Annotated in this window: 5 protein-coding genes and 1 rRNA gene; all 6 read left to right on the forward strand. The window is 71.5% G+C overall.

Annotation, left to right across the window (positions count from 1 at the left end):
* Positions 1–9 precede the first annotated feature (9 nt).
* The 6 genes from rrf to E1283_RS32280 all read left to right on the forward strand — a co-directional run bounded on the left by rrf (position 10) and on the right by E1283_RS32280 (position 4,594).
* A 5S ribosomal RNA gene (rrf, locus tag E1283_RS32255) occupies positions 10–126 on the forward strand.
* A gap of 101 nt (positions 127–227) precedes the next feature.
* Positions 228–1,403 (forward strand): acetoin utilization protein AcuC, encoded by a 1,176-nt coding sequence (locus E1283_RS32260; protein WP_132821712.1) that lies wholly within the window; start codon positions 228–230, stop codon positions 1,401–1,403.
* A gap of 631 nt (positions 1,404–2,034) precedes the next feature.
* Entirely contained in the window at positions 2,035–2,241 is a 207-nt protein-coding gene (locus tag E1283_RS32265; RefSeq protein WP_052849337.1) for a helix-turn-helix domain-containing protein, read from the forward strand.
* A 144-nt stretch (positions 2,242–2,385) separates the two neighbouring features.
* Entirely contained in the window at positions 2,386–2,484 is a 99-nt protein-coding gene (locus E1283_RS32270) for a 30S ribosomal protein bS22 (protein ID WP_003948845.1), read from the forward strand.
* A 96-nt stretch (positions 2,485–2,580) separates the two neighbouring features.
* On the forward strand, positions 2,581–3,603 hold the full coding sequence (locus E1283_RS32275; protein ID WP_132821713.1) for an NAD-dependent epimerase/dehydratase family protein: 1,023 nt from the start codon (positions 2,581–2,583) through the stop codon (positions 3,601–3,603).
* Positions 3,596–4,594, forward strand: a complete 999-nt coding sequence (locus E1283_RS32280; RefSeq protein ID WP_132821714.1) for a lysophospholipid acyltransferase family protein — start codon at positions 3,596–3,598, stop codon at positions 4,592–4,594. Before E1283_RS32275 ends, E1283_RS32280 begins: the two co-directional genes overlap by 8 nt.
* The last annotated feature ends 61 nt before the right edge of the window (positions 4,595–4,655 follow it).

The raw sequence follows: 4,655 nt of genomic DNA on the forward strand, positions 1-4,655 counted from the left end.
TCTAAGGGTTCCGGTGGTCATGGCGGTAGGGAAACGCCCGGTTACATTCCGAACCCGGAAGCTAAGCCTGCCAGCGCCGATGGTACTGCATGGGGGACCGTGTGGGAGAGTAGGTCGCCGCCGGACAATTTTTGAAGAAGAGTGAAGAATGGGGTTCGTCAAGGCAGTTCGCCTTGACGGGCCCCATTCGCATGCCCTCGACCGGGCGCTTTGTTACCGTGGCCGCCATGAGTGGTGAAGCACGGCTGATGTGGGACCAGGGCGTCACGCGGTACGACTTCGGCCCCGGGCATCCGATGGACCCGCTGCGGCTGGATCTGACCATGCGGCTGGTCGAGGCGTTCGGTCTCGACCGCCACATCGAGGTGGTCGCCGCCAAGGCGGCCGGCGACTCCACGCTGCGGCTCGTACACGACGCCGACTACCTCGCCGCCGTCAGGCGCGCCTCCGCGGACCCCTCGGACGCGGACCAGTGGATGGGCCTCGGCACCCCCGACACCCCGGCCTTCGTGGACATGCACGACGTCTCCGCGCTGATCGCCGGTCAGTCCGTCGCCGGCGCCGAGGACATCTGGCGGGGAACCGTCCGTCATGCCGTCAACTTCGCCGGCGGGCTGCACCACGCGATGCCGTCGGCCGCCTCCGGATTCTGCGTCTACAACGACGCCGCCATCGCCATCGCCAGGCTGCTCGAACTCGGCGCGGAACGCGTCGCCTACGTCGACCTGGACGTGCACCACGGAGACGGCGTGCAGACCGCGTTCTGGGACGACCCACGCGTGCTGACCATCTCCGTCCACGAGCACCCCCGCTTCCTGTTCCCCGGCACCGGCCGGCCCGAGGAGACCGGCGGACCCGGAGCACCCGGCGGCGCTGTCAACCTCGCACTGCCCGCCGGCACCTCCGACGCCGGCTGGTTGCGCGCGCTGCACGCCGTCGTCCCCGAGCTGCTCGCGGAGTTCCACCCCCAGGCGCTGGTGACCCAGCACGGGGCCGACACCCACTTCGAGGACCCACTGGCGCATCTCACCCTCAGCCTCGACGCACAGCGTGCCGCGGCCGAAGCCTGCCACGACTGGGCGCACGAGCACGCCGAAGGACGGTGGCTGGCGCTCGGCGGCGGCGGTTACGCGATCGTGGACGTGGTGCCGCGGATCTGGACCCACCTGGTCGCCATCGCGGCCCATCGCCCCATCGAACCCGAGGCGTTGACCCCCGAGGAATGGCGGTCGGCCGTGTACGTGCGCACCAGGGAAGGCGGCCCGCAGCGGATGACCGACGGGCGGCGGCCGTCCTGGCGGGGCTGGGAGGCAGGCTACGATCCGGCCGACGAGGTCGATCAGGCCGTGCTGGCCACCCGGCGGGCGGTGTTTCCGGCGCACGGGCTGCTGCCCGAGCACTGACGCCGTGCCGGCCGCCCGGCGTCACACCCCGGCCGGGACGTGACGCGGCACCGGTGCTACGTCGGAACGGCCGGGGCCGATCCCACGACCGGATGGTTCGCGCTCGCCCCAGCGCATGGGTGATCTATCGACAAAACGACCCGATTCGGTCTACGTCGTCCGGCGCGCCCCGACGGACCGCCTCCGCCCCGGCCGCACCGTCCGAACACGTCTTCAGCACCCCCGGTCCCGATGGCTCACAGCAGTTCCCCGGCTCCGTCACGGCCGGCCGTCCGCGCTGGTCCTCGCCACCGGCGGACGGCTCTGCGGCGCAGGTCAACCGGGTGGCGTCGGCCGGAGGTCGGTGGTCGCGGGTGGCCGCACGGGGTTCGCGAGACAGGCGGGGGGCAGGGTTCCGACAGCGGTTCCGCCCGCCGTCTCCCGGCGGGCCGGCCGCGGCGGAACGCTCGCGCGCTATGTGCTCAAACGGGCTTCTCTGTCACGTTAAGAGCCCGCTCGTTGTAATCGGCCGGTTGGGGCACCTCTTCCCCACTCGCATCACCCGCCCCTAATCTGGGGAGGAGCGCACATGCGAGAGGGAGTCACCGGAGGGGAAGCCGGTGTCCGACATGTGCGGAAGGTCAGGTGTTACATGGCTGCTGAAAGGCTTCTGAGCGAGGCCAAGTTCCTGACCGTGGCGGAGGTCGCCGCGGTGATGCGAGTCTCCAAGATGACCGTGTACCGGTTGGTGCACGCCGGTCATCTGCCCGCGATCCGGGTGGGAAGGTCCTTCCGGGTTCCCGAGCAGGCGGTCCACGAGTACCTTCGGGAATCCTTCGTCGGCGTCGAAAGCGCCTGACAGAGGAGGCCGTTCGAAAGGGACGGTGCCCCTCGACGCCCCTCGATTAACCCGTATCACTCGGTGACCGGTAGGCTTGGGCCCATGTAGGTCGTGTGGGCTCGGACGCCCCGCACCGAGTAATCGAAGTAAGCGAGGGTAGTCGTGGGCTCTGTCATCAAGAAGCGGCGCAAGCGGATGGCGAAGAAGAAGCACCGCAAGCTGCTGAAGCGTACGCGCGTTCAGCGCCGCAACAAGAAGTGAGCGAGCGCCGCTGAGCCGGCCCTCCCGTCCGTGTCGACGGGAGGGCCGCACGCGTTTTCCGGGCCTCGGTAGCTTCGTGAAGTGGGGTGGCGCGTAGTGGGCAGGACCGTGCTCGTCACGGGTGCCGCCCGGCAGCTCAGCGGGTGGTTCGTGCGGCATGTCCGCCGCGATCCCGAGGTGGACCTGGTCGTCGGTGTCGACACCCGGCGGCCCGGCTACCCCATCGGCGACATGCGCTTCGTGCGCGCCGACATCCGGCTGCCCTCGATCGTGACGGTGCTCGCCGAGCACCGGGTGGACACCGTGGTGCACCTGGACGTCCAGGGGATCGCGTCCTCGCCCGGCATGGGGCGCTCGGCGGTCAAGGAGCGCAACGTGCTGGGCACGTTGCAGCTGCTCGGCGCCTGCCAGAAGCTGCCCGGCCTGCGGCGGCTGGTCGTCGCGTCGAGCACCCAGGTCTACGGCAGCGGGTCGCGCGATCCCGCCGTGCTCTCCGAGGCCGCGGCGGCCCTGCCACGGCAGGGCGGTGGCTTCGCCCAGGACGTGGCCGAGATCGAGGGCTACGTGCGGGGCTTCGGCCGGCGCCGCCCCGAGGTCGCGGTGACCGTGCTGCGCTTCGCCCATCTGCTGGGCCCCGGCTCGGAGTCGGCGCTCGGCGCCTACTTCCGGCTGCCCGTGCTGCCCACCGTCCTCGGCTTCGACCCCCGGCTGCAGTTCGTGCACGAACACGACGCGGTCGAGGTGCTGGCGCGGGCGGTGCGTGATCCGGCCCTCGTCGGCACGTTCAACGTGGCGGGGGACGGCGTGCTGCTGCTCTCCCAGGCGGCGCGGCGGCTCGGCCGGCCGACGGTGCCGGTGGCGGGGTCGCTGACGCCCTGGCTCGGCATGCTGCTGCGGACGGCCGGCGTTGACGGCATATCCGGTGAGCAGTTCCGGGCCCTGGTGCACGGCCGGGTGGTCAGCACGGCGCTGCTGCGGGCGGCGCTCGGCGGCCCCCTGGAGTACTCGACGGCCGACGCGTTCGCGGACTTCGCCGTGGCGCACGGCCCCGGGCTGCTGGCCCCGGAGCGGGTGGGGCGGGCCCTGGACCGGATGGAAGGGGCGTTGCGGCATGGCTGACGCCAAGGTCATTCCGATCGGCGACGGCGGTCGGCGGTCGCGGGACGAACACGAAGGGCCGGACGAGGTCGACAGTGTCGGCGGCGTCGGCGGCGAGCCGACGCTGGCCGCGCTGGCCAGGGACGCGGCTCCGACCCCGTCCGCGGCCCATGGCGGGCTCGACCAGGCGCTGGCCAGGACGTTCGCGTTCCTGAGGCGGCGGCTCACCGGCGACTACGAGGTCGACGACTTCGGCTTCGACGAGGACCTGACGGACGAGGTGCTGCTGCGGCTGCTGCGGCCGGTCTTCGAGCGCTACTTCCGGGTCGAGGTGCGTGGCGTCGAGAACATACCCGCCGAGGGCGGCGCGCTGATCGTCGCCAACCACTCGGGCACCCTGCCGTGGGACGGGCTGATGCTCCAGGTCGCGGTGCGCGACCGGCACCCGGCCGAGCGGCATCTGCGACTGCTCGGCGCGGACCTGGTGTTCCAGCTGCCGGTGATCAACGAACTCGCCCGGAAGGCCGGGCACACGCTGGCCTGTGCGGAGGACGCGCAGGAACTGCTGGAGCGGGGCGAACTGGTCGGCGTGATGCCGGAGGGGTTCAAGGGGCTCGGGAAGCCGTTCGCCGACCGGTACAAGCTCCAGCGCTTCGGGCGCGGCGGCTTCGTGGCGACGGCGCTGCGGGCACGGGTGCCGATCGTGCCGTGCTCGATCGTGGGGGCCGAGGAGATCTACCCGATGCTGGGGAACTCCCGGGTGCTGGCCCGGCTGTTGGGCCTGCCGTACTTCCCGGTGACGCCGACGTTCCCCTGGCTCGGGCCGCTGGGCGCGGTGCCGCTGCCGACGAAGTGGACCATCCAGTTCGGCGAGCCGCTGGAGACCCGGGACCAGCCGCCGGAGGCGGCGGAGGACCCGATGCTGATGTTCCAACTCACGGACCAGGTGCGGGAGACGATCCAGCACACGCTCTACAAGCTGCTGGTGGGGCGGCGGTCGGTGTTCTTCTGACGGCCCTGCGATGGCGCCCTGGCGCGCGCCCGGCTCCGGGAGGGGCCGGGTTGCGGTGGGT

This window comes from Streptomyces hainanensis (genome assembly GCF_004348415.1).
Taxonomy (GTDB): Bacteria; Actinomycetota; Actinomycetes; order Streptomycetales; family Streptomycetaceae; genus Streptomyces; species Streptomyces hainanensis.

Coding starts and splice junctions, on each gene's coding strand:
- E1283_RS32260 (WP_132821712.1), top strand. CDS start 228: ATGAGTGGTGAAGCACGGCTGATGTGGGACCAGGGCGTCACGCGGTAC.
- E1283_RS32265 (WP_052849337.1), top strand. CDS start 2,035: ATGGCTGCTGAAAGGCTTCTGAGCGAGGCCAAGTTCCTGACCGTGGCG.
- E1283_RS32280 (WP_132821714.1), top strand. CDS start 3,596: ATGGCTGACGCCAAGGTCATTCCGATCGGCGACGGCGGTCGGCGGTCG.